21 protein-coding genes are annotated in these 21692 nt (G+C 71.9%); 8 read left to right on the forward strand and 13 right to left on the reverse strand.

Annotated elements, in window-relative coordinates:
- Window positions 1-50: 50 nt before the first annotated feature.
- Window positions 51-782, reverse strand: coding sequence for a hypothetical protein (locus tag ABZ434_RS04175; protein WP_359131962.1), 732 nt, complete (start codon window positions 780-782; stop codon window positions 51-53).
- 259 nt (window positions 783-1041) lie between these two features.
- On the opposite strand from ABZ434_RS04175, the gene ABZ434_RS04180 reads away from it, so the two are divergent.
- Window positions 1042-1590: a hypothetical protein gene (locus tag ABZ434_RS04180; RefSeq protein ID WP_359131963.1), complete on the forward strand. Its 549-nt coding sequence runs from the start codon at window positions 1042-1044 to the stop codon at window positions 1588-1590.
- Between the two features lie 19 nt (window positions 1591-1609).
- Here ABZ434_RS04180 and ABZ434_RS04185 read toward each other — a convergent pair whose 3' ends face one another.
- Genes ABZ434_RS04185 through ABZ434_RS04195 form a run of 3 tightly spaced genes read right to left on the reverse strand, consistent with a single transcriptional unit; the run spans window position 1610 to window position 3995 of the window.
- Window positions 1610-2386 (reverse strand): enoyl-CoA hydratase/isomerase family protein, encoded by a 777-nt coding sequence (locus ABZ434_RS04185; RefSeq protein WP_359131964.1) that lies wholly within the window; start codon window positions 2384-2386, stop codon window positions 1610-1612.
- Window positions 2387-2392: 6 nt separating this feature from the next.
- The gene (locus ABZ434_RS04190) at window positions 2393-2833 is read right to left on the reverse strand and encodes an OB-fold domain-containing protein (protein WP_359131965.1); all 441 of its coding nucleotides are present in this window, start codon (window positions 2831-2833) and stop codon (window positions 2393-2395) included.
- Window positions 2834-2846: 13 nt separating this feature from the next.
- Window positions 2847-3995, reverse strand: coding sequence for a lipid-transfer protein (locus ABZ434_RS04195; RefSeq protein WP_359131966.1), 1149 nt, complete (start codon window positions 3993-3995; stop codon window positions 2847-2849).
- 116 nt (window positions 3996-4111) lie between these two features.
- Between ABZ434_RS04195 and ABZ434_RS04200 the strand changes: the two genes are divergently transcribed.
- Window positions 4112-5665, forward strand: a complete 1554-nt coding sequence (locus ABZ434_RS04200) for a FadD3 family acyl-CoA ligase (RefSeq protein WP_359131968.1) — start codon at window positions 4112-4114, stop codon at window positions 5663-5665.
- A 130-nt stretch (window positions 5666-5795) separates the two neighbouring features.
- Here the strand turns inward: ABZ434_RS04200 and ABZ434_RS04205 are convergent, their stop codons facing one another.
- Both ABZ434_RS04205 and ABZ434_RS04210 read right to left on the reverse strand, forming a co-directional pair.
- Window positions 5796-5969, reverse strand: a complete 174-nt coding sequence (locus tag ABZ434_RS04205; protein ID WP_359131969.1) for a hypothetical protein — start codon at window positions 5967-5969, stop codon at window positions 5796-5798.
- 206 nt (window positions 5970-6175) lie between these two features.
- Complete coding sequence (locus ABZ434_RS04210; protein ID WP_359131970.1) at window positions 6176-9142, reverse strand: BTAD domain-containing putative transcriptional regulator; 2967 nt, start codon at window positions 9140-9142, stop codon at window positions 6176-6178.
- 233 nt (window positions 9143-9375) lie between these two features.
- Between ABZ434_RS04210 and ABZ434_RS04215 the strand changes: the two genes are divergently transcribed.
- On the forward strand, window positions 9376-10608 hold the full coding sequence (locus ABZ434_RS04215) for an amidohydrolase family protein (RefSeq protein WP_359131972.1): 1233 nt from the start codon (window positions 9376-9378) through the stop codon (window positions 10606-10608).
- Between the two features lie 46 nt (window positions 10609-10654).
- On the opposite strand, the gene ABZ434_RS04220 is transcribed toward ABZ434_RS04215, so the two are convergent.
- The gene (locus ABZ434_RS04220) at window positions 10655-11482 is read right to left on the reverse strand and encodes a MerR family transcriptional regulator (protein ID WP_359131973.1); all 828 of its coding nucleotides are present in this window, start codon (window positions 11480-11482) and stop codon (window positions 10655-10657) included.
- A 160-nt stretch (window positions 11483-11642) separates the two neighbouring features.
- Window positions 11643-11846 (reverse strand): cold-shock protein, encoded by a 204-nt coding sequence (locus tag ABZ434_RS04225; RefSeq protein WP_003967102.1) that lies wholly within the window; start codon window positions 11844-11846, stop codon window positions 11643-11645.
- Between the two features lie 386 nt (window positions 11847-12232).
- Between ABZ434_RS04225 and ABZ434_RS04230 the strand changes: the two genes are divergently transcribed.
- The 4 genes from ABZ434_RS04230 (at window position 12233) to ABZ434_RS04245 (ending at window position 17057) form a co-directional block, all read left to right on the forward strand.
- Window positions 12233-13111, forward strand: coding sequence for a menaquinone biosynthesis protein (locus ABZ434_RS04230; protein WP_359131974.1), 879 nt, complete (start codon window positions 12233-12235; stop codon window positions 13109-13111).
- Between the two features lie 302 nt (window positions 13112-13413).
- Window positions 13414-15129 (forward strand): serine/threonine-protein kinase, encoded by a 1716-nt coding sequence (locus ABZ434_RS04235; RefSeq protein ID WP_359131977.1) that lies wholly within the window; start codon window positions 13414-13416, stop codon window positions 15127-15129.
- 72 nt (window positions 15130-15201) lie between these two features.
- Window positions 15202-16401: a cyclic dehypoxanthinyl futalosine synthase gene (gene mqnC / locus ABZ434_RS04240; RefSeq protein WP_359131979.1), complete on the forward strand. Its 1200-nt coding sequence runs from the start codon at window positions 15202-15204 to the stop codon at window positions 16399-16401.
- 11 nt (window positions 16402-16412) lie between these two features.
- Window positions 16413-17057, forward strand: coding sequence for a hypothetical protein (locus ABZ434_RS04245; RefSeq protein WP_359131980.1), 645 nt, complete (start codon window positions 16413-16415; stop codon window positions 17055-17057).
- 18 nt (window positions 17058-17075) lie between these two features.
- Here ABZ434_RS04245 and ABZ434_RS04250 read toward each other — a convergent pair whose 3' ends face one another.
- The 4 genes from ABZ434_RS04250 to ABZ434_RS04265 all read right to left on the reverse strand — a co-directional run bounded on the left by ABZ434_RS04250 (window position 17076) and on the right by ABZ434_RS04265 (window position 20169).
- Window positions 17076-17690, reverse strand: coding sequence for a DUF3152 domain-containing protein (locus tag ABZ434_RS04250; RefSeq protein ID WP_359132215.1), 615 nt, complete (start codon window positions 17688-17690; stop codon window positions 17076-17078).
- Between the two features lie 197 nt (window positions 17691-17887).
- Window positions 17888-18766, reverse strand: coding sequence for a DUF3152 domain-containing protein (locus ABZ434_RS04255; protein ID WP_359131982.1), 879 nt, complete (start codon window positions 18764-18766; stop codon window positions 17888-17890).
- On the reverse strand, window positions 18756-19643 hold the full coding sequence (locus ABZ434_RS04260; protein ID WP_359132217.1) for a hypothetical protein: 888 nt from the start codon (window positions 19641-19643) through the stop codon (window positions 18756-18758). Before ABZ434_RS04260 ends, ABZ434_RS04255 begins: the two co-directional genes overlap by 11 nt.
- Window positions 19644-19659: 16 nt before the next feature.
- The gene (locus ABZ434_RS04265) at window positions 19660-20169 is read right to left on the reverse strand and encodes a SigE family RNA polymerase sigma factor (RefSeq protein ID WP_359131983.1); all 510 of its coding nucleotides are present in this window, start codon (window positions 20167-20169) and stop codon (window positions 19660-19662) included.
- Window positions 20170-20412: 243 nt separating this feature from the next.
- Here ABZ434_RS04265 and ABZ434_RS04270 point away from each other — a divergent pair, with 243 nt between their 5' ends.
- Window positions 20413-21105 carry a demethylmenaquinone methyltransferase gene (locus ABZ434_RS04270; protein WP_359131984.1) on the forward strand — a complete coding sequence of 231 codons (693 nt, stop codon included), beginning with the start codon at window positions 20413-20415 and terminating at the stop codon, window positions 21103-21105.
- Window positions 21106-21144: 39 nt separating this feature from the next.
- Here the strand turns inward: ABZ434_RS04270 and ABZ434_RS04275 are convergent, their stop codons facing one another.
- Window positions 21145-21669 carry a GNAT family N-acetyltransferase gene (locus tag ABZ434_RS04275; protein WP_359131985.1) on the reverse strand — a complete coding sequence of 175 codons (525 nt, stop codon included), beginning with the start codon at window positions 21667-21669 and terminating at the stop codon, window positions 21145-21147.
- Window positions 21670-21692: the final 23 nt, after the last annotated feature.

The following is a 21692-nucleotide window of genomic DNA, read 5'->3' on the forward strand; positions in this document are numbered from 1 at the left end:
GCTTCGTCCTCAAGTGCCGGACGGGCTGGGAGTGGGTGGCGGCTTCGTCCTCAGGCATCGGGCGGGCTGGATCTGCCGGGCCCGTCCGGGCGGTCCTGGACCGGGTACGTCGCGGTCGGCTCCGTATCGGGGTCGCGCGGCGGCCCGGAGGGCGGGCTCGGCGGGGGGCCGGACGGCGGGCCGGAGGGCGAACCCCGCGGTGGTCCGGACGGCGCGCCCGACCCCGGACCCACGTACGGCTCCGGCTCCGGCTCCGGCCACGGACTCGTCTGCACCGACGGCCCAGGCTCCCGCGTCGGCGGCCACGTGTCCGGATCCGCCGACCCCGGTGCCGCGTAGGGCCGCTCGCGGCGGCCCGCCCGGATCCGGTGGCCGCGCCCCGACATCAGGGCGGCGCCCAGCAGGAGCAGCACCCCACCACCGGCCGCGCTCGCCACCCCCTGCTGCAGGCCCGAACCGGCGCCCGCGACGGTCAGGCTGCCCTCCGCCTGCCCCTGGCGCACCATCCACAACACCGTGAACCCGAGCACCAGCACACCCGCGAGGGCGACCATCGGCCGGAAGCGGAGCACGACGCCCACGACCGCGAGGACCGCGGCGAAGAGGAAGGGCAGCAGGATCGAGCCGAACACACCGGGGTGGGCCCCGGTGACGCCGGTGAACAGGTCGTCGACCTCGTAGTGACGACCGAGGCGGCCGTCGTACCAGTCACGGAAGGGGCTCAGCACGGCGGCCGCCGCTCCTAGGAGAGCGACGATCGAGCCGAGGACGTTACGGATCATGTCCGGTACCTCCCGCGGGCGTGAGAGGCGCCGCCGGCGGCGACGCGGATCGGGCGACGCGATCCTCACCGCTCTCGACTCGACGCTACGCCCGGCCCAGGGCCCACGCCACCAGACAGATGATGACGAGACCGTGACAGGGTCATGACCGGACCGCCGGAGGGGGCCCGCCATGCTGTGCGTTACGGTGTCGCGCGGCCGTCCGGCGACGGGTCCGGCACGCGGCGCACACGAGGGTCAACACAAGGGGGACGTACCGATGGTGCGGCAGCACGTGAAACTCACCGTGGTCCTGGTCGCGGTGGTACTCGCGCTCACCGGCTTCTCCAGCTCGAGCAGCGGCGGCAAGGGCGGGAGCAAGAGCAGGAGCGGAAAGAGCAAGTCGAGCAGCAGCGGCGGCGGCGGGTGCTCCAGTTCCAAGAAGAGCAACGGCACGTACCACGACACCGACTCGGACTACGACGACTACAGCTCGTCGAGCGGCTCCTCGGGTTCCACGAGCGTCACCCCCACCGCCACCGCCACGGACGCCCCGCAGGCGTACGTCTTCCGCTGCGCGAGCCCCCGCAAGGGCAAGCGCAAGGCCGTCACCACCTCGACGGTGCGGCTCACCGCGAACGCGCCCGGCAGCCACTCGTACGAGGTCGACGTGACCTTCCTCGACGCGGCCGGCAACACCGTCGACACGGGTGAGGCGACGGTGGAGGCGGACGGCGGCGAGACGAAGACCGTCTCCGTCCGGATGTCCGGCCCGGGCAAGGTGTCCCGCGTGAGGAAGTGCTCGGTCACCGCCGAGCTGAGCTACTGACCGGCACCGGCCCCCGCCTTCACCGCAGCCGGAATCCGCCGCCCCCGCCCCGCCCCCTGAACAGCTCCGCCTGCTCCCCCTGCGGCAGGTTCCCGAGCGCGATCAGATGCGGGGCATGGGCGAAGGCCTGGGCCCTGGCCGCCTCCTTCGCGGACCAGAGCGCCCGTACCGTGCCCTGCACCCCACCGGTCGGGTACGAGGCGATGACCGCCGCGGCCCGCAGCGCGGCAGCCACGGCGCCGCCGGGCGGGGTCACCTCGCTGACCAGCCCGGTCTCGTACGCGCGACGAGCCGTGACCCGCTCCGCCGTCCCCATCAGGGACATCCGGGCCACCTCGCCGAACGGCATCCGGTGCGCCATGGCGATCGCCTCGTACGCGCTGACCATGCCGTACGTGGTGTGCGGGTCGAAGAACGTCGCCTCCTCGGACGCGATGACGAACTCCGCCTCGCCCAGCAGGTAGAACGCCCCGCCGCAGGCCATCCCCTCCACGGCCGCGATCACCGGCTTCCACAGGTCGTTGGCCTTCGGACCGATCCTGAGCAGCGGGTCGTCGATCGTGTACGGGGAAGAGGGCTGCGGGACGTCCACGCCCCGGTCGATCCCGGTGCAGAACGCCCGTCCGCCCGCGCCGGTGAGCACGACGGCCCGGACCTCGTCGTCGTACCGCAACGCCTGCCAGGCGGCGGTGAGTTCGGCGGCCGTCTGGAGATCGATCGCGTTGTGCTTCTCCGGCCGGTCCAGAGTGAGCAGCGCGACCCCGGTCCCCTGGTCGCTCTCCGTGCGGAGCGCCATCTCAGGTCACCGCTCCAGCGTCCAGCGGACCAGCGTCGCGTCGGGCGGGACGGGGCAGAAGACCGCCTTCACGACCGCCCCGATTCTCAGCCGCGCCGGATCGACGGAGTTCAGCGGTGCGTCGGGCCCGCTGACCACGTTGCCGACCAGCCGGATCTCCGGGGCGTCGGCCAGCTCGACCACCACGGCGTTGTACGGGGCCTGGGCGGCGTAGGCGGGCAGCAGCGGCGGATGCGGCAGCACGTACGACCAGATGCGGCCGCGCCCGCTCATCACCCGCCACTCGCTCTCGAACGACTGGCAGTGCGGGCAGCACGGCCGGGGCGGGAAGCGGAGCCGGCCGCAGTCCGGGGCGGCGCACGCCTGGACGCGCAGTTCGCCGCGGGCCGCGTACTCCCAGAAGGGCGCCCCGTCCTCGTCGACGACGGGCAGCAGCAGTCCATCCATCTCGGTCAGCTCCTCAATTCCTCAGCAGTACGGCGGACGTGGGCACGCCCTCCCCGGCGGTGACCAGGCAGGTCGAGGCCCCGGGGACCTGGGCGGTGGAGATGCCCCGCAACTGCTTCACGCCCTCGTTGATGAGGTTGAAGCCGTGCACGTACCCCTCGCTGAGCCCGCCGCCGCCCGTGTTGACCGGCAGCCGCCCGCCGCTCTCCAGCGCGCCGCCCTCGGTGAACGCGGCTCCCTCGCCGCGCCCGCAGAACCCGTACCCCTCCAGGGAGAGCGGGATGAGGGGGGTGAACGCGTCGTAGATCTGGGCGACATCGACGTCCTCGGGCCCGAAGTCGGCCTGCTTCCAGAGCTGTCGGGCCGCCGTCCAGGCGGGCCCGGTGAGCGGGTCGTCGTTCCAGTAGTTGACCATGCCGTGGTGCTGGGCCGGCAGGCCCTGGGCGACGGAGTGGAGGTAGACGGGCTTCTGCCGGCAGTCACGGGCCCGTTCGGCGGAGACGATCACGCAGGCCAGTGCCCCGTCCGTCTCCAGGCAGTTGTCGAAGAGGCAGAGGGGTTCGCTGATCCAGCGCGAGGTCATGTACATCTCGCGCGTCAGCGGCCGTTCGTACATCACCGCGGCGGGGTTCTGGTTGGCGCGGTTGCGGCAGGCGAGCGCGACGTTGAAGAGGTGGTCGCGGGTCGCCCCGTACTCGTGCATGTACCGCCGGGCCAGCATGCCTATCTCGTCGGCGGGCCGCAGCAGCCCGTACGGCCGGGTCCACTGGGCGGGGGTGGGCAGCTGCACGGCGGTGTTCTTCCAGGGCCGCGGCCCCGATCCGCGCTTGCGTGACCGCCAGGCGACCCCCACGCTCGCCTGTCCGGTGGCGACGGCGGCGGCCAGGTGCGCAAGGGTCGCGCAGGAGCCACCACCCCCGAACCCCACCTTGCTGAAGAAGGTGACGTCCCCGGCCCCGACCGCCTTCGCGACCTCGACCTCGTCGGTCTCCTCCATCGTGTACGAGGCGAACGCGTCCACCTCCGACGCGGCGATGCCCGCGTCGTCGAGCGCCGCGAGGATGGCCCGGCACGCCAGGGTCTTCTCGGACTCGGGCAGGTGCTTCGCGAACTCCGTCTGCCCGATACCGGCTATCGCTGCCTTGTCCTTGAGCGTCGCCACCCGCCACCTCCGAGACCGTCATGACTGCTGACAGCGGAGGAGGCTACAGCTAATCTGACGGATAGTCAGCTACGAGGCGGCCACTGCGGTGTTGCGGTTCGGCGGGAGGGCACGAGATGCGCGGCGACGAGGAATGGTCCACCGTCCCGGACCTGGTACGGCTGGCGGCCGGGCGCTACGGGGAGCGGGAGGCGGTGGTCGAGGGCCGCACCCGGATCACGTACGCGCAACTCGGCGACCGAGTGGAGCGGGCCGCCGCCGCGTGCATGGCCGCGGGCGTGGAGCCGGGGGACCGGGTCGCGGTCTGGGCGCCCAACACCCTGGACTGGATCGTCTCCGCACTGGGGGCGGTGACCGCGGGCGCGGTCCTCGTCCCGCTCAACACCCGCTTCAAGGGCGCGGAGGCGGCGTACGTCCTGGAGCGGAGCCGGGCGAAGCTGCTCTTCGTCACGGGCACCTTCCTCGGTACGTCGTACGTGGCGTCCCTGCGCCGGGCCGAGGCCGAACTCCCGCACCTGGAAGCGGTGGTGGTGCTGGCCGACTCCGCTCCCGACGACTACGTCACCTGGAAGGACTTCCTGGCGTCGGGGGAGCGGATATCCGCCCGGCAGGTACGCGAACGGACCGAGGCCGTCGACCCGGCCTCCCCCTCCGACATCATCTACACCTCGGGCACGACGGGCCGGCCGAAGGGCGCCGTCATCAGCCACGCCCAGACGTTGCGCTGCTACGCGATCTGGAGCGAGCTGGCCGGTCTGCGCGAGGGTGACCGCTATCTGATCGTGAACCCGTTCTTCCACACCTTCGGCTACAAGGCGGGCATCATCGCGTGCCTGATGCGGGGCGCGACCATGGTCCCGCAGCCGGTGTTCGACGTCGACACGGTCCTCGCCAACATCGCGGCCGAACGCATCTCGGTCCTCCCCGGCCCGCCCACGCTCCACCAGTCCCTCCTGGACCACCCGGCCCGCGCCTTGCACGACCTGTCGGCGCTGCGCCTCGTGGTGACGGGAGCGGCGGTGGTCCCGCTCCAACTGGTGAACCGCCTCCGCACGGAACTGGACATCGCCACGGTCCTGACCGCCTACGGCCTCTCCGAGGCGAGCGGCATCGTCACGATGTGCCGCCGCGGCGACCCGGACGAGGTGATCGCCGCCACCTCGGGCCGCGCCATCCCCGACACGGAACTGCGCGTCCTGGCCGCCCCCGGAACCCCCGGCGAGATCCTGGTCCGGGGCTTCAACGTGATGAGCGGCTACTTCGAGGACCCGGAGACCACGGCCGCCACGATCACGGCGGACGGCTGGCTGCACACCGGTGACGTGGGGGTCCTCGACGAGGAGGGCAACCTCAGGATCACGGACCGGATCAAGGACATGTTCATCGTCGGCGGCTTCAACGCCTACCCCGCGGAGATCGAACAGCTTCTGGGCCTGCACCCCGACGTGGCGGACGTCGCGGTGATCGGCGTCCCCGACCCCCGTCTCGGCGAGGTCGGCAAGGCGTACGCGGTGCGCCGGCCGGGCGCGACGGTGACGGCGGACGACCTGATCGCCTGGTCCCGGCGCGAGATGGCGAACTACAAGGTGCCGAGGGCGGTGGAGTTCGTCAGTGAGCTCCCGCGCAATGCGAGCGGCAAGGTGGTGAAGGGGGACTTGCGGGGGCTCTGATGCCCTCGGCCCGTCCCGGTCCGCGGCGCGCGTCCGAACGTGGACGCTTCCGCGGCGTACCCCGGACATGCAGCGGCCGCGACGGCTCCCCCTCCGCGCCGCCGCGGCCGCTCCCCCCGTGCTGGTTGGACTAGTTGGGCTTCGGCACCGACGCGTGGGCGTCGAGGGTGGTGAGCTCCTCGCCCGAGGCGTGGGCGTCGGTCGGCTTGAGGGGCTCGCCGGAAGCGTGAGCGTCCTGGGTGGTGAGCTCCTCGCCCGAGGCGTGGGCGTCGGTCGGCTTGGTGATGCCGCTGTTGTCTGCCATAGAGGTCAGCTCCTGAAAGCGTGGACGTGGTGGATGGTGTGCCCGTCCGGCGGTTCCCCCGTGGATCGCCGGACGGGCATTCCAGGGCCGTTCACCTTAGTGGTGAGGCCACACGCCGATCCGTCTGCCCCCCGACGCGACGGATCGATGAGTCAGAGAGTGGCGTGGGGCGATAAACGAATGATGAACGCGCGGTCCGGACGACGTCAGAGCACGGAAGCCGGGTGGAGGAGGGCACGCACGTCGTCGGCCTCGGACGAACCCAACTCCTCGAAGACCGTGAGTGACTCGCGCCAACAGGCCTTCGCCCGATCGGTCTGGCCGAGTGGCATGAGGCTGAGACCGAGCACGGTCAGAACGTTCGCCCTCCGCCACTCCCCACCGATTCCGTGCAGTACGGCGAGTGCCTGCTCCGCCTGCGCCGCGGCCTGCGCGTGTTTGTGGTCGGCCAGGTCCACTTCCGACAAGCGGAACAGTGTCATACCGTGCCAGAAGCGCTGTCGGCTCTCGCGGAAGACGGTCAGGGCCTCGGTGAGTACCTTCCGGGCCTCGGAGGTCTGGCCGGCCCCGGTGAAGGCCAGCCCGAGGGCGTACTTCCCGTTGGCCAGACGAAGAGCCTGTCCCACTCCGTCCGATGCGTAGAGGGCGATGCCCTGCTGGGCCAGGCTGACCGCGCTCGTCTTGCGGTCCGTGGCCAGGTGGACCCTGGACATGTTGCACAGCGCCGAGGCCTCGCCGGACTTGTTGTGGTCCGCCCGGAAGGCGCTCAGGGCCTGGGCGAAGTGTGCCTCGGCCTCAGCATGTCGGTTCTCGTAGAGGGCGATGATCCCGAGCTGGTTGGGTGCCTGGCCGGACGAGACCGGATCATCGGCGGCCAGGCCCAGTTCCAGGGCACGTCGAGCATCGCTCTGCGCGTCGGCGAACCGCCCCGAGATGCTGTGGACATGCGTCAGCATGGTGCGGGCACGGGCCTCCGCCTGCACGTCTCCCGCTGCTCGGGCCGCCTCGGAGACCGCGGTCGCAGCCTGGGTGAACTGGTGCGAATTGGCACCCGATTCCCCGAGGTCCACGGCGGCCATGAGGAGATCGGCGGCCTTGCGGAGCGTGCCCTTCGCAGCCGACTGCCGGGCGCACGCCAGCAGCCCGCTGGACTCGCTGAAGAGCCAGTCCAGCGCCTCCGCCGATGTCGGGAACGACAGACCGGGGCGGCTCGTCGGCTCGAAGTGGTCGAGCACGCGCTCCCCCGGCCGCTCCAGCGCGTACACCGCCGCCGCGGTGGCCAGGTAGAAGTCCAGCAGCCGCGACAACGCCCGCTCCTTCTCCTCCGGCAGCTGCTCGTCCCGGTCCGCGCACGAACGCGCGTAGAGGCGCACCAGGTCGTGGTAGCGGTAGCGGCCCGGCGCGGCCGACTCCACCAGGCTCGTGTCGACCAGCGCCTCCAGGAGGTCCTCCGCCGTGTGGGCCTCCAGGTCGAGCAGGGCCGCCGCCGCGGCCAGGGAGATGTCCGGGCCGTCCGCCAGGCCCAGGAGACGGAAGGCGCGGGCCTGGGGCGGCTCCAGCTGGCCGTAGCCGAGTTCGAACGTGGCCTTCACCGCCAGGTCGCCCGCCTGGAGCTCGTCCAGCCGGCGGCGCTCGTCCGCGAGTTTCGCGGCCAGGACCGAGACGGTCCAGGTGCGGCGGGCCGCCAGGCGGGAGGCCGCGATGCGGATGGCGAGGGGGAGGAAGCCGCACGCGGCCACCACGTCGAGGGCCGCCTCGCGCTCGGAGTTGATGCGCTCCTCTCCCACGATCCGGGTGAAGAGCTGGAGGGCTTCCTCCGGTGACATCACGTCCAGGTCGACCAGGTGCGCGCCCGCGAGGTCGACCATCCGGACCCGGCTGGTGACCAGCGCGGCGCAGCCCGCGGTGCCGGGGAGCAGGGGCCGGATCTGGGCCGCGTCGTGGGCGTTGTCCAGGAGGACGAGGATGCGTCGGCCGTCCAGCGTGGAGCGGTAGAGCGCGGCACGTTCGTCCAGGGAGTCGGGGATCGCCGAGTCCGCGGTGCCGAGGGCGCGCAGGAACGCGCCGAGGACCGTCTCCGGCTCGGCGGCACGGGCGCCCGCGCCCTGGAGGTCGACGTAGAGCTGGCCGTCCGGGAAGTGCGGGCGGGCCTGGTGGGCGACGTGCACGGCGAGGGTCGTCTTGCCCACGCCGCCGATGCCGGCCAGAGCGGAGACGGCCATGACCGAGCCCTCCGCGGTGGCCAGTCGGTTGCCCAGTTCGCGGACGAAGGCGGAGCGCCCGGTGAAGTCCGGCACTGTGGCGGGAAGTTGGGCCGGGCGGACCGGGGCGGCGGCCGGGGCCGGTTCGTCCACCGGACGGGCCAGTTCCTCGTCCGCCCGCAGGATCCGCTGCTGGAGCGCGGCGAGTTCGGGCCGCGGGTCGACGCCCAGCTCCTCGGCGAGCAGTCGCCGGGTGTCGGCGTAGACGGCGAGCGCCTCGGCCTGGCGGCCGCTGCGGTACAGGGCCACCATCAGGAGCTCGCGCAGCCGTTCGCGCAGCGGGTGGGCCGCGGTGAGCGCGGTCAGTTCGGAGACCGCCTCGGCGTGGCATCCGACTTCCAGGTCCAGATCGAGGCGGGTCTCGGTGAGCTGGAGCCGCCACTCCTCCAGCCGGGAGCGCTGGTATTCCGCGTACGGGCCGGGCACCGAGGCCAGCGCCTCGCCGTCCCAGAGGCCGAGCGCCTCGTTCAGCAGTGTCCGGGCCCGGCAGCGGTCGCCGGAGGCCCGGGCCTTCTCCGCGTCGGCCGCGAGGTCCTGAGCGACGGTCAGGTCGAGTGCCTGGGGCCCGATCCGCATCGCGTAGCCGCCGGAATCGCTCGCCAGGGTGAGCGGGCCCAGGGTCTTGCGGAGCCGGGAGGCATAGGTGCGTACCGCGGCCAGGGCCTGGGAGGGCGGGTCCTCGCCCCAGATGGCGTCGATGAGTTCGGCGGCCGTGGCGGTGCGGCCGCCCCGGAGCAGCAGGGCCGCCAGAAGGGCGCGCTGCTGCGGTGAGCCGGAGGGCAGTGTCTCGTCGCCCCGCCGGGCCCTCACCGGACCGAGCAGGGAAAAGCGCAGCCCGGATTCCTCCGTCGCCCCCTGTTCCGGGGCGCGTTGCTCCGGAACACGTACCCGTGGCCCGTCGTCACGGCCCATTGCTGTCTCCTGTCCTGCTCTGTGCGCTGCCCGGCACTGTGGCACATGTCCGGATTCCGCCTGGGCCATCCGGATTGCTCCATACCGTTGGTATCGCCGTCAACAGTCTGCCTTGTGAATGGGGGGCGCGTCAGCAGTGGGTGACTCTCTGCACAAGCCCTCGACAACGATTGTGGAACGAGGCCTCGTCCGAAGAGCTGACGGTTCGTCAGATCGACGCTACCGTGGTACGCATGGAGACCTTCCCGAAGATCATCTCGGTGGACGACCACACGGTGGAGCCCGCTCATGTCTGGCGGGACCGGCTCCCGTCCAGGTACGCGGACTCGGGACCGCGCGTCGTCCGGGCGCCGCTCAAGGAAATGACCTTCATGGGCGGCAGGTTCGCGCCCGTGATGGGCGCGAAGGGGGACGACGGGCCGATCGGTGACTGGTGGGTGTACGAGGACCTGCGCCGCCCGCTCACCCGGCTCGACACCGCCGTCGGTTACGACCGGGACGAGATCAAGCTCGAGGTCATCACCTACGAGCAGATGCGTCCCGGTTCGTTCTCGGTGCCCGAGCGGCTCGCCGACATGGACGTCAACCACGTCCAGTCCGCCCTCTGCTTCCCGACCTTCCCCCGCTTCTGCGGCCAGACCTTCACCGAGGCGAAGGACCGCGAACTCGGGCTGCTCGGGGTGCGCGCGTACAACGACTGGATGGTCGAGGAGTGGTGCGGGCCCGACGCGCACGGCCGCCTCATCCCGCTCACGCTGATCCCGCTCTGGGACGCGCGGCTGGCCGCCGACGAGGTGCGGCGCAACGCCGCGCGCGGGGTGCGTGCCGTGGCGTTCTCCGAGATACCGCCCCACCTGGGACTGCCGTCCATCCACACGGACGAGTGGGACCCGTTCCTCCGGGCCTGCGACGAGACGGGGACGGTGATCGCCATGCACATCGGTTCGTCCTCGAAGATGCCGTCCACCTCCGCCGACGCACCGCCGGCCGTCGGCTCGACCATCACCTTCGCCAACTGCTGCTTCTCGATGGTCGACTGGCTGATGAGCGGGAAGTTCGAACGCTTCCCGAACCTGCGGATCATGTACGCGGAGGGCCAGATCGGCTGGATCCCGTACATCCTGGAACGGGCCGACGTCGTCTGGGAGGAGAACCGCGCCTGGGGCGGGGTGGCCGACAAGGTCCACCGTCCGCCGTCGGAGCTGTTCACCGAGCACGTCTACGGCTGCTTCTTCGACGACGCCTTCGGGCTGAAGAACCTGGACGCGATCGGGGTGGGGAACGTCCTGTACGAGACGGACTACCCGCACTCCGACTCGACCTGGCCCAGGTCCCGCGAGGTGGGCGAGGCACAGATGGGGCACCTGGACGCCGACGTCGTGGACCGCATCGTGCGCCGTAACGCGATCGACCTGCTGGGGCTGACCGCCGACGGACTGTGGGCGGGGCCCGGTACGGGAGTGTGACAGGGGGTGGAGGGGGCGGCCGGAAGGCACGCCCCCTCCACCTCGATCAGGCCCGGGTCACCGGTTCCTGGAGCTCCGTGACCCACTTGTCCTCGTCCTCGGGGCACTCCAGACCGACCTCGCGCGCGTATCCCGCCGAGCGGTAGCCGCTCTCGTCGATCCCCCGGGCCAGGGCCTGGGCCGTCGGCAGGATCCCGGCCATCGAGCCCCGGTGGACGATGGTCGCCGCCTCGAAGGGCGGCAGTTCCACCACCGTGACCCCGGTGTCACCCAGCGGCCCGACCGGCGCCGAGACCGTCACCCCGGCGTGGACGACGACCGCGCCGCCGCCCTCCGGGACGTCCTCGTAGCGCGCGATGCCGGGGCCCGTCGGGGAGACCCCGGCCTCGCCCAGCAGCGGGAAGAGCCGCTCGTACAGGGGGCCGATCACCGGTGTGATGTCCTGCGGCTCGTAGCTGCCTGCCACACCGGTCAGCTCCGCGACGCGTACCGCCGGAACGCTCTTGATCATGACTTCGTGCACGGACATGTGTCCCTCGCTCTCGATCGACCGGAGCCTCGCCTCGACCTGGACCAGGCCGGCGGCCGCCGCCGCCATCGCCGCCTCCAGCTCCGCCCGGCGCAGCCGCAGCATGCCGCGCAGCTCCTCCGGGCCCACCTCCTCGTCCAGGACGGCCCGCACCTGCTGGAGCGTGAAGCCGAGTTCCTTGAGGGCGATGATCCGGTTGAGCCGGGCGAGCTGGGCGGCGCCGTAGTAGCGGTAGCCGGACGCGGGGTCGGTACGGTCCGGGCGCAGCAGCCCGACCGCGTCGTAGTGACGCAGCATCCGGGCCGACACCCGCCCGTACCGGGCGAAGTCTCCGATGGTGAACATGATGTCTCCCAGTGCAAGGCCTCACACGGCGTCAAGGTCAAGGCTCGCAGCGGCCCGGGGGACCGGGACACAAAGGCAGGAGCCCCGCTCCTCCGCCGGGGCGGGGGAGCGGGGCTCCTTGGGTACTGCGTTACCGGCCGCGATCGGCCGACCCGGGCAACTAGGCCGGGGTGACGTTCTCAGCCTGCGGACCCTTGGGTCCCTGAGTGACGTCGAAGTTCACGACCTGGTTCTCCTCGAGGGAGCGGAACCCGGACGCGTTGATCGCGGAGTAATGGACGAAGACATCCGGGCCGCCGCCGTCCTGGGCGATGAAGCCGAAGCCCTTTTCAGCGTTGAACCACTTGACGGTTCCGGTAGCCATAAGCCCTCCTTGGGCCAAAGGGTTGCCCTGCTCCAGAACCTGCAAAGAAGTCTGAAAACTACAAAAGCCTGCGGGTTACATGCTCCGCAGGCTCTGTACTGCAAGGGAAACCAAACTGCAACTTGGCGATGAGCCTAGCACGCAGCGTGTGGCCAAGGGTAGAGGGAAAGATCACTTCATCCGGATGTTTGGCAGTCGCGCGGATGGGCGCTCCGAAGGCCCTTCCGGGTGGCTGCCGGACCCTTCCCGAAAGGCCTTCCGGTTCACTCCCGGGTCCGCCCCGAGAAGCCTTCGGCGTCCATTGCGGGGGCGCCGGAAGAGGGGCCGAAGCGGCGCCGCGCGCCCCCGGTGCGGCCGTCCGGCGGTCGCGGGTCTAGCCTCACGATGTGGACAATTCAACCGTCTCAACCGTCGCAGGCGACAACCGTCGCAGCCGGCCGCGCGTCGGCCACATCCAGTTCCTCAACTGCCTGCCCCTCTACTGGGGGCTCGCACGGACCGGAACCCTGCTCGACCTGGAGCTCTCGAAGGACACCCCGGAGAAGCTCAGCGAGCAGCTGATCAGAGGCGGTCTGGACATCGGTCCCGTCACCCTGGTGGAGTTCCTCCGCAACGCCGACGACCTGGTCGCCTTCCCCGACATCGCGGTCGGGTGCGACGGGCCCGTCATGTCGTGCGTGATCGTGTCGCAGCGGCCCCTGGAGGACCTCGACCGGGCCCGGGTGGCCCTCGGTTCGACCTCCCGCACCTCCGTACGGCTGGCGCAGCTGCTGCTCGCCGAGCGGTTCGGAGTCACCCCCGACTACTACACCTGCCCTCCCGACCTGGGCGTGATGATGCAGGAGGCGGACGCCGCCGTCCTCATCGGTGACGCCGCGCTGCGTGCCAATCTGCACGACGCCCCCCGGCTCGGGCTCCAGGTCCACGACCTGGGCGCGATGTGGAAGGAGTGGACGGGACTGCCGTTCGTCTTCGCCGTTTGGGCCGCGCGCAAGGACTACCTGGCCGCCGAGCCCCTCGCGGTGAAGAAGGTGCACGAGGCGTTCCTGGCCTCGCGGGACGTGTCCCTGGAGGAGGTCACCAAGGTCGCGGAGCAGGCCGCGCGCTGGGAGGCCTTCGACGCGGAGGTGCTGGAGCGCTACTTCACGACCCTCGACTTCCGCTTCGGCCCGGCCCAGCTGGCCGGCGTCACGGAGTTCGCCCGCCGGACCGGTCCGACGACGGGTTTCCCCGCCGACGTGAACGTCGAACTTCTCGGCGGCTGACAACCCACGGGCTCTCCCGCCGCGTGCCGGTCGGGACAACTCGGTACCCCGTGCGGACGTACGGATATCGGTTCGGGTGAATTCGCGTTGAATGGCCGATTGGCGGGAGGCCTCGGGAGTACGTCCCCGTTGCCTCCCGTAATCCCCCCGGGGAACGGCACATTCACGCCTTTTGTTGTGGCGAATGGCGTCGTTCGTTCCCTTGGGGCCGAAATCGGCGGATGGTTTCCCCTGTGACCCGATGACCTTCGCCCCTAGGCTTCGGTCGGAGGTCCGGCCGGTCCACAAGGGGAGTCACGCATATGCAGCCGCTCGAAGCCGGCGAACCGCTGAGCATCGGTGCCTACCGGCTGCTCGGCCGCCTCGGCGCGGGCGGCATGGGCCGCGTGTATCTGGGGCGCAGCGCGGGCGGCCGGACCGTCGCGGTCAAGGTCGTCCACCCGCACTTCGCGCTCGACGAACAGTTCCGTGCAAGGTTCCGGCGCGAGGTCGACGCGGCACGGCGGATCGGCGGGCAGTGGACCGCCCCCGTCCTGGACGCCGACCCGGACGCGCCCGTTCCGTGGGTGGCCCATGGCTACGTGGCCGGGCCACCGCTCTCCGCCGCCGTCACCGACCACGGGCCGCTGCCCGAGCAGGCGGTACGCACCCTGGGTGCCGGGCTCGCCGAGGCGCTGGCCGCGGTCCACGGGCAGGGCCTGATCCACCGGGACGTGAAGCCGTCCAACGTGCTCCTCGCCCTCGACGGGCCCCGGCTGATCGACTTCGGTATCGCCCGGGCCATCGACGCCACCGCCTCGCTCACCTTCACCGGGGTCTCGGTCGGCTCGCCCGGTTACATGGCGCCGGAGCAGATCCGTGGTCTGGAGATCTCGGGTGCCGCCGACGTCTTCTCGCTGGGCGCGGTTCTCGCGTACGCGGCCACCGGTGCCGCCCCCTTCCTCGGCGACTCCTCCGCCGTACTGCTCTACAAGGTGGTGCACGAGGAGCCCGAACTGGGTGAACTGGAGGGCGGGCTGCGCGATGTCATCGCTTCCTGCCTGGCGAAGGACCCGGCCGGGCGGCCCACCCCGGCGGAGCTCGCCCGGCAGTTGACACCCGGCGGCGCGGCGGCCGCGGTGGCCGCGGGCTGGCTGCCCGGTCCGCTGGTCCGCGAGGTCAGCCGGGAGGCGGTCGCGCTGCTCGACCTGGAACCTCAGGACGCCCCCGTCCAGTCGGGCCCCGTGCCGTTCACCAGCGCGTCGTTCGGGTACAACGGGGGCCCCGCCCTGGGTGTGTTCGGCCCGCCGGTGGAACCGCCCCACACGGCCGGTCCGGCCCTGCCGCCCCATCCGTCCGGGGCCGGGACGGGCGGGGTGCCGGGACAGCGCACCCCCGATCCCCGGTTCACCGTAGGAGTGAGTGCCGACTCCGGGCCGGGGGAGCGTGGGGGCCGGAGGATGAGCTGCACCGTCGCCCTCGCGGTGGCAGGTGCTCTTGCCGCGGTGACGGTGGGCAGCGCCTTCCTCTTCGACCTGATGCCGGGAGGCAGCGGTTCCGACACCGCCGAGCACGGCGACACCGGCACCCCGCCGGCCGCCACCCCCTCGGACAAGGAGCCCGCACCCGCCGGTTCGGCCACCGGCGGCCCACGTCAGGTCACCGAGGTTCCGAAGGCCTTCGTCGGCACGTGGAAGGGCCCGGTCACCGAGAAGACGAGCGGTCAGGCGCACGGCACGCTCACCGCGGTGTTCGAGGAAGGGAAGAAGGGGGCCGACGTGGTCAGGATGAACACGACGCTCTCCACTCTCGGCATCGAGGTCAGCTGCAGCAGCATCGCCTCCCTCACCTCCGGCACCGACAAGGAGCTGACGCTGCGGGAACGTGCCGATCCGGACCGCCCCGGCACCAGGGGCCTGTGCACGAGCACCGTCTCCGACGTCCACTTCACCCTCGCGGCCGACGGCACCCTGCGGTACCGGTCGGACGAACGGGGCGCCGGACTTCCCTACGGCACGCTGACCCGGTCCGGCCGATGACCCGGAGCAGGGCTGGCGTACGCTGAACCGGTCCGTAGATCCGTTGAAAAACCGCCGAAAGGTGACAGCCCGGTGACCGAGAAGGCCGACCTCCAGCCCATCCTCGACCGAGCCGCCGACGGCGGCCGGATCACTCCGGCGGAGGCCCTCGACCTCTACCGGTCGGCGCCCCTGCACGCCCTGGGCGCGGCCGCGGACGCCGTGCGCCGGCGCCGCTACGCCGGTACGGAGCACATCGCGACGTACATCATCGAGCGCAACATCAACTACACGAACGTGTGCGTCACCGCCTGCAAGTTCTGCGCCTTCTACGCCGCGCCCAAGGACACCGCCAAGGGCTGGTCCCGCGACCTCGACGACATCCTGCGCCGCTGCGCGGAGACGGTCGAGCTCGGCGGCACGCAGATCATGTTCCAGGGCGGGCACCACCCGGACTACGGCGTGGAGTACTACGAGGAGCACTTCTCCGCGATCAAGAAGGCGTTCCCGCAGCTGGTCATCCACTCGCTCGGCGCCTCCGAGATCGAGCACATGGCCCGGATCTCCAAGGTCTCCGCCGAGGAGGCCATCCAGCGGATCCACGCCGCCGGCCTCGACTCCTTCGCCGGCGCCGGCGCCGAACTGCTCCCGGCCAGGCCGCGCACCGCGATCGCCCCGCTCAAGGAGTCCGGCGAGCGCTGGCTGGAGATCATGGAGATCGCCCACCGCCTCGGTGTCGAGTCGACCTCCACCATGCTCATGGGCACCGGTGAGACGAACGCCGAGCGCATCGAGCACCTGAGCATGATCCGGGACGTGCAGGACCGCACCGGAGGCTTCCGCGCCTTCATCCCGTACACGTACCAGCCGGAGAACAACAAGCTGAAGGGGCAGACGCAGGCCACGCTCTTCGAGTACCTGCGGATGATCGCCATCGCCCGGCTCTTCCTGGACAACGTCGCCCACATCCAGGGCTCCTGGCTCACCACCGGCAAGGAAGTCGGTCAGCTGTCGCTGCACTACGGCGCGGACGACCTCGGCTCGATCATGCTGGAGGAGAACGTCGTCTCCTCCGCCGGTGCCAAGCACCGTTCCAACCGCCTGGAGATCATCGACCTGATCCGCAAGGCGGACCGGGTGCCGGCCCAGCGCGCCACCACGTACGAGCACCTGGTCGTCCACGACGACCCGGCGAACGACCCCGTCGACGAGCGCGTCGTCTCGCACATCTCGTCCACCGCGATCGAGGGCGGCACCGCGCACCCCGAGCTCAAGCTCCTCGACGCCAACTAGGGCCTTCCGCCTTGCTGACCATCCACACCGCCGCCCTGCTCCTGCCGGGCGGCGGCCGTGCACCTGTCGCCGACGGGGCGGTGGCCGTGCAGGACGCGGTGACCGTGGCCTTCGGCCGGTACGGGGACGTGGCCGCGGCCCACCCCGCCGCCCGGGTCCGCCGCTGGCCGGGCGTCCTGACCCCGGGGCTCCTGCAGCCGGACGCGGTCCGGCTGCTGGAGGAGTCGTACTTCCCCGATCCGCGTGAGGCGGACACCCTGGGCACGGCACCGCTGACCGGCGAGGAGCTCGACGCGCTCGGGCCGGACGACACCTGGCGGGCCGGCAGCGTCCGGCGCGGGCTGCACCGGATGCTCCGTCAGGGCACGACCGCGGCGGCCGCCGCCCCCACCGCACCGCCCGCCCTGGTCACGGCCATGCGCCGGTCCGGGCTGCTGGTCGTCGGCGCTCCGTCGCACCCGGGCGGCACACCCCGGCTCGACCCGCTGGCCGGGGCCGAGGCGCTGGCCGGTGCGACGGCGTCCCCGCTCACCGTCGGAGGGCGGGCCGACCTCGCGGCCTTCGACGTCCCGGACGAGGGCGCACTGCTCGCGGCGGGTGCGGCGAGCTGCGTGGCGACGATCGCGGCGGGGCGACTGGTGTACCGGGGGCGGTAGGCCGGGCCCGGCCGGGTGTCACGGGACGGAAGGACCGCCGAGGTACTTTCCGTTCGCGTCGTAGGGCCAGGCGTTGGCGACGCATCCCTTGAGGCCGTCGATCTGCTGCATCATCGCGGGGGCGGGGCGGCCCCTGCCGGGGCAGGTCTCGTGCCCGTGGCCCAGCCAGTGGCCGACCTCGTGGTTGACGATCAGGGCGCGGTAGTCGGCGAGCGGGCCGTCGAACTCCGGCGAACCGGTCTGCCAGCGCTTCAGGTTGACCATGACATCGATGCCGACCCGGCAGTTGACCTCGCCGTGCGTGTCGAGACCGCCCTTCCCGCAGATGCGGTCGGTGGTCGCGGGCGTGGCGATCCTGATGACCAGGCCCGCCCGGCCGTCGGCGACCTGGCGGAAGGCGCGCCGGCCGTGCTGCGACCAGCCGCGCGGTGCGGCCAGGACCCGCGCGACCTCGGCGGCTGCCTCGTCCGCGTCCAGACCGGAGCCCTTCTCCACCTCGACCCGGTAGGCGTGTCCTTCGCCGGTCTCCGGGACGCCCGCGCGGGCGACGGTGAACGTCGCGGAAGCGGACGACGGGCCCGGGTCGTGCCCGCCGTGCCACCGGATGCCCACGACCGCGGCCGCGATCAGCATCACCGGCACGACGGCCTTGACGAACAGCCGGTTCGGGCCGCGTTCCCGCCACCCGCCCCGGCGCACCTCCCCTGCGGACATCCGCGCCCCTCCCCAGTCCTCTGCGGTGTGCATTCCCCGCTATAAGGACCCGCGCCGGAGCCGATTGGTTCAGTCCACACACAAATGGATTGCTCAAGGCGCGTCCGGCCGGAGCGTCACGGTACGGAGGGGCCGCCGACGTACCGCCCCTCGGCGTCGTAGGGCCAGGCGTTGGAGACGCATCCCTTGAGGCCGTAGATCTGCTGCATCATCGCGGGGGCGGGGCGGCCCCTGCCGGGGCAGGTCTCGTGCCCGTGGCCGAGCCAGTGGCCGACCTCGTGGTTGATGATCAGTGCGCGGTAGTCGGCGAGCGGGCCGTCGAACTCCGGCGAACCGGTCTGCCAGCGCTTGAGGTTCACCATCACCGTCTCGCCCACCCGGCAGTTGACCTCGCCACGGGTATTGAGTCCTTGCGCCCCGCAGACGCGGTCGGTGGTCGCCGCGGTGGCGATACGGATCACCAGCCCGGCCGGCCCCGTCGTCACCTGGTGGAACGAGCGCGCCCCGCCGTGCGCCCAGCCGCGCGGCGCGGCCAGGAACCCGGCGATCTGGGCGGCCGCCGCGTCCGGGTCGACGCCGGAACCGTCCTCGACCTCGACCCGGTAGGCGTTCCCGCCCCCGGACGAGGCACCCGCGCCGGCGACGGCGAACGTACCCGGGCCGGACGCCGGGACACGGGGAGGCCGGGCGGTCGCGGAAGGGGAGGGAGGGGCGGACGCGGTGGTGCCCGGCTTCGGGGCGGGGGAGGACGACGTGCCGGCAAGGCCCGGGTCCCGTCGGGGTTCCGGGGACCTCGGTGCGGCCGCCGCTGCCGACAGGTCGTCCCCGCCGGTCCATCGGGGAGCGGCGACCACGGCGACGCCGATCAGCGCCGCCGGGACGAGGACCGCCGCCAGCACCCGTATCCGGCCGCGACGCCGGCGGTCCCGCCGGGAACGCCGGCTGTTCGCCCGCCCCCGTCGCTGTGCCTGGTGTCCGACCCCCTCAGCCGCCACGTACGGTGTGCTCCTTGTCCTCCATCGGGTGCCCGTCCGCGTACTTCACGAGCTCCAGGAACCTGGAGTCGCCCGCCACGGCCGCCAGTTGGCTCACGGTGACCGGCGCCGACACCATCGAGGAGTCGTCGCCGTCGACCGAGAGCCTGACGGTGCTGTCGCGGTAGACGAACCGGACGTCGACACCGGTGATCGTCCGCCCGCCGCTCTCGTTCCCTTCCGCACTGGTGGCGCGGACCTTGATACCGCCCGGCAGCATGGCCGTCCTGCACCGGAACCCCTTCGACGGGATGTCGTGGCACGGTGGATCTGCGGGAACGGCGCCCGAACCGGGCTGTGGCCGTACGGAGAAGACGAGCGGGAAGGTGTTCCCGTCCGACCCGCCCTGGTAGAGGTTCACCGCCAGGTCGACCGGGCGGACGGTGCCGAGCTCGGGGAGCAGTTCGTCGAGCAGTGCCGCGGCCTGCCGCTGGAACTCCTCCTGCCGGGACCGTTCGGCCGCCGGCAGGGCGGCCATGGGCGTCTCGCCGGCGGTCGGTTCGACGTGCACGGGCACGGGCGCGCGGGAGGTGGTCGGTGACGGGGCGGCGCTCGTGGGCTGCGAGGCGACGGACCCGGTCCGCGACGGCTGCGAGCCCCCGCCCGAGCCCCACATCGGCAGCACCGCGCCGAACACGCCCAGGGCCACTACGCCGGTGACTCCCGCTCCGACGGCCGCACGGGCGCGGTTGCGGCGCCTGCGGCCCTGGACCAGGGCCACGGGCACCAGGTCGGGCAGGGCCGGCACGCCCTCGGCGGCCTGCTCCATGGCCACCCTGATCAGCAGGTCCTCGGCCTCGGGGTCCGGGCCCCTGCCGGGGGAGCGGTCGGTAAACATGTTCACGGCGGTCTCCTCAGCTTCGGGTGGTGTAGAGACGTGCGTCGCCCAGTCGGGCGCGCAGGGTGGCGAGCGAGCGCGAGCACTGGCTCTTCACGGTGGAAGGGCTGCATCGCAGCAGCCCGGCGACCGTCTCCACGCTCAGGTCCTCCCAGTACCGAAGGACGACCATCGCCCGGGCGCGGGCGGGGAGTTCGGCGAGCGCGGACAGCAGCGTGACGGTCAGCTCGGGGCCGACCGCGGGCGGGGGCGCGGTGATCGGTGTGTGGGCGCGGAAGTCACGCAGCCGACGCCGTCGTTCGGCGATGTAGGTACGGGTCAGCACGGTGCGGGCGTAGGCGTCCGGATGGTCCGCCGCGCTCGCCCGGCCCCAGTGCTGGAACAGCTTCGCCAGGGTCGTCTGGGTCAGATCACGGGCGGTGTCGGCGTCCCCGCACAGCAGATACGCGGTGCGGTAGAGCCGGCGCTGACTCGCGCGGGCGAATTCCTCGATGCCGGCGGAGTCCGGTCTGCGTCGGGCGGTCATCCAGCCTCCTCTGCGGTCGGTTGGTGGTCACTACGCCTGTTACTGAGTACCGACGGGCCGAAAAGGTTGAAGCCGGTTCGCGATCGCTGTCCGAACGCCGGCACGCGGGCAGTGGCCCGCGTGCTCAGGGGCCGGTCGCCCTGCCCGCCGACTCCCGCGGAACCAGCTGGGCACTTTCACGCCCAGGTTCCCCGACAGCGGGCCCGCCCCGGCGTTGCCCGGGCGGGCTGCTTGAATGGACGGGTGACCCGAGCCTCCCTGGACAAGCAGCCGCACGAAGTCGCCTCGATGTTCGACGACGTGGCGGCGAACTACGACCTCACCAACGACGTGCTCTCGCTCGGCCAGGCCCGGCTGTGGCGCAAGGAGGTCGCGAAGGCGGTGCACGCCCGGCCCGCGGAGAAGGTCCTCGACCTGGCCGCCGGGACGGCGACGTCCTCGCTGCCGTTCGCCGCGACCGGTGCGTACGTCGTGCCGTGCGACTTCTCCATCGGCATGCTGCGTGAGGGCAAGAAGCGCAACTCCTGGCTGCCGTTCACCGCGGGCGACGCCACGAAGCTGCCGTTCCGCGACGAGACCTTCGACGCGGTGACCATTTCCTTCGGGCTGCGCAACGTCCAGGACACGGACGCGGCGCTGCGCGAGCTGTACCGGGTGACCAAGCCGGGCGGCCGGGTGGTCATCTGCGAGTTCTCCCACCCGGTCTGGGCACCGTTCAGGACCGTCTACACCGAGTACCTGATGCGGGCGCTGCCGCCGGTCGCGCGCGCGGTGTCGTCCAACCCCGACGCGTACGTGTACCTCGCCGAGTCGATCCGCGCCTGGCCCGACCAGGCCGGGCTGGCGGCCGGGCTCCAGCGGGCCGGCTGGTCGAAGGTCGCCTGGCGCAACCTCAGCGGTGGCATCGTCGCGCTGCACCGGGGCGTGCGCGACTGACGCCCCCGGTGCGGGGGCGCCGTCGCACAGGCCGGGACGTCACCGTGCCAGCTCGAGCCGGAAGCAATGTGCCTCCTGCCCCTCCCGCGGCGTCGTGAAGCTCTCCGCCTGCTCCATGCCCAGGCGCCGGGCCACGGCGACCGACCGTTCGTTGAGTGCGTCGATCGTGGCCACCACCCGCTCCACCCCGGCCGCCCGCAGCCGCTCCAGCGTGATGCGCGCGGCCGCGGTGGCGTAGCCGCGCCCCCAGGCCGGCCGGGCCAGCCGCCAGCCGATCTCGATCTCGCCGACCGGGCCGTACGTACTGTGCGGCCACGGCTGCGCACCCGTGAAGCCGAGCACCTGGCCGTTCCCGTCGAGCACGGTCCACAGGCAGAAGCCGAGTTCGGCGTCGTGTCTGCGCTGCCTGGCGGTCCACTCCTCGTACAACGACAGCTCGTCCGGCGTACCACCGAAGAACTCCATCACCTCCGGGTCGTCGAAGACGCGGTGCCAGGCCACCGCGTCCTCGTCGGTGGGGACACGCAGCTGTACGACAGGGAGTGCGGGAGGTGCGAGCGACATCGGGGAGCCCTTCGGAGGGTTGA

The sequence above is a fragment of the Streptomyces sp. NPDC005761 genome (assembly GCF_040630635.1).
GTDB lineage: Bacteria > Actinomycetota > Actinomycetes > Streptomycetales > Streptomycetaceae > Streptomyces.